The sequence below is a fragment of the Bradyrhizobium sp. Rc3b genome (assembly GCF_900114915.1).
GTDB lineage: Bacteria > Pseudomonadota > Alphaproteobacteria > Rhizobiales > Xanthobacteraceae > Bradyrhizobium.
Genome location: NZ_FOUS01000048.1, coordinates 1 through 1,791, shown reverse-complemented (window position 1 = coordinate 1,791; position 1,791 = coordinate 1). Strand labels below are relative to the sequence as shown.

Here is a 1,791-nt window from a genome sequence, read left to right as displayed (position 1 = left end):
GGTATTGGGCGCCGAGCGCCGGCGCCGATGGAGTTACGACGAGAAGGTCCGCCTTGTTGAGGAGACCTTGCAAGCTGGTGAGACGGTCTGCGGGATCGCGCGCCGGCATGGGGTGGCTCCGAGCCTGCTGTTCACCTGGCGTCGGCATGCGCGACAGGGCCGCCTGGGCGGTGACGCGGTGTCAGTTCTCGTTCCTGTCGAAATCACTCCGGCGCCGGCTCCGATATCGATCAGCGCGCCGCAACCGGCGTCTTCGCCGCCTGCGCAGCGTGCGAGGACTGGAATCATCGAGATCGAACTTGGCGGAGGCTGTCGCGTTCGGGTTGACCGGGACGTCGACGGTGAAGCGCTGCAGCGCGTCCTTGAGCTTCTGAGGCGGCGATGATCCCGATCCCAAGCGGCGTCAGGGTCTGGATTGCCACGGGCCACACGGACATGCGGTGCGGCTTTCCGAGTCTTGCTCTGCGTGTGCAGGAGGTGCTCAAGCACAACCCTATGGATGGCGGTCTTTTCTGCTTCAGGGGCAAACGCGGCGATCTTCTGAAGGTGATTTGGCACGATGGCCAGGGAGCATGCCTGTTTACCAAGAGGCTCGAGAGAGGAAGGTTCGTCTGGCCATCGGTTGCCGGTGAACCGGTAACGATCTCACCGGCGCAGCTGAGCTATCTGTTGTCCGGGATCGATTGGCGGAACCCTCAGGAAACACAGCGTCCGATGCGGGTCGGATAGCCGCTTTACGGGTTTAAATCCGCTGCTTGATCTGATTCAATGGCTTTATGATATCGAAGCCGGACGACATTCCATCGGACCTTGTCAGTGCCCTGGCAGCGCTGCAGGCCGAGCGTGAGGCGCGGCTGCGAGCTGAGGCGATGGCCGCCAGTGCGCGGGCGGAGCTGTCGGATAACGAGGCGCTGATCGCGCATCTCGAGCTGCGGATCGAGAAGCTCAAACGCGAACTGTACGGGCAGCGCTCCGAACGCACGGCGCGTCTGATCGAGCAGTTGGAATTGGAGCTCGAAGAACTCGCCACCACGGCGAGCGAGGATGAGCTTGTCGCGCAGGCCGCGGCGGCGAAGACGCAGAACGTCCGCCCCTTCACGCGCAAGCGACCAGTGCGCAAGCCCTGGCCGGACGACATCGAACACGAGCGCGTCGTCATTGACGCTCCGACGGGCTGCGCCTGCTGCGGCGGATCGCGGCTGGCGAAGATCGGCGAGGATGTGACCAAGACGCTGGAGGAGATCCCGCGCCGCTTCAAGGTCATCGAGACAGTGCGCGAGAAGTTCACCTGCCGCGATTGCGAGAAGATCAGCCAGCCGCCGGCGCCGTTCCACGCGACGCCGCGCGGCTTCATCGGCCCACAATTGTTGGCGACGATTCTGTTCGACAAGTTCGGCATGCACATCCCGCTCAATCGCCAGAGTGCGCGCTTTAAGGCCGAGAGGATCGACCTGTCGTTGTCGACGCTGGCGGACCAGGTCGGCCACGGGACCTTCGCCGTCATGCCGCTCTTCCACTTGATCGAACGCCATGTGCTCGCCGCCGAGCGCCTTCATGGCGATGACACCACCATCCGGATCCTGGCGAAGGGCAAGTGCACGACCGGGAGGATCTGGACTTATGTGCGGGATGATCGACCCTTTGCCGGGCTCGCACCGCCGGCGGCGGTCTATTACGCCTCAAGCGACCGACGAGGCGAACACCCGCAGAGGCATCTGGCCGCCTTCGCCGGCATCCTGCAAGCCGATTGCTACAGCGGCTTCGAGCCGTTGTTCGATCCGCAAAAGAAAG

3 protein-coding genes are annotated in these 1,791 nt (G+C 63.8%); all 3 read left to right on the top strand.

What is annotated here, in order from left to right; all coding sequences use genetic code 11:
* Window positions 1-385, top strand: a 385-nt coding sequence (tnpA, locus tag BM190_RS42065) for an IS66-like element accessory protein TnpA (RefSeq protein ID WP_143109213.1), incomplete at its 5' end; no start/stop codon positions are given.
* Window positions 382-729, top strand: coding sequence for an IS66 family insertion sequence element accessory protein TnpB (gene tnpB / locus BM190_RS39360; protein WP_092263419.1), 348 nt, complete (start codon window positions 382-384; stop codon window positions 727-729). The genes tnpA and tnpB, both read left to right, overlap by 4 nt.
* A 47-nt stretch (window positions 730-776) precedes the next feature.
* On the top strand, window positions 777-1,791 hold a 1,015-nt coding region (gene tnpC, locus BM190_RS39355), incomplete at its 3' end, for an IS66 family transposase (protein ID WP_143109212.1).

Excerpts from the sequence above, each read along its gene's own strand:
- tnpB (WP_092263419.1), top strand. The coding sequence starts at position 382 with ATGATCCCGATCCCAAGCGGCGTCAGGGTCTGGATTGCCACGGGCCAC.